The 304-nt window shown below is 49.7% G+C and carries 1 pseudogene; it reads left to right on the forward strand.

The window, feature by feature from the left end:
• Window positions 1–139, forward strand: a pseudogene (locus ACFP3R_RS37630) (IS6 family transposase); the annotation flags it as partial.
• Window positions 140–304: the final 165 nt, after the last annotated feature.

Raw genomic sequence — 304 nt, forward strand, 5'->3', positions numbered from 1 at the left:
TAATACCATGAAGACGGCTTACACCACCATCAAAGGTATTGAGGTGATGCGTGCACTACGCAAAGGCCAGGCCTCAGCATTTTATTATGGTGATCCCCTGGGCGAAATGCGCCTGGTAAGCAGAGTTTTTGAAATGTAAGGCCTTTGAATAAGACAAAAGGCTGCCTCATCGCTAACTTTGCAACAGTGCCAATTTATGAGTAAAGGATTATGTCCACGATAAGCACCTGGGTCGATTCCTGGGAGGCGGGCATGAGGGTAGGGAAGCGCCGTCCCGTCAAGTCAGCGTAATGCTCTGCCAGTG

Source organism: Saccharothrix lopnurensis, assembly GCF_042658445.1.
Taxonomy (GTDB): Bacteria; Actinomycetota; Actinomycetes; order Mycobacteriales; family Pseudonocardiaceae; genus Actinosynnema; species Actinosynnema lopnurensis.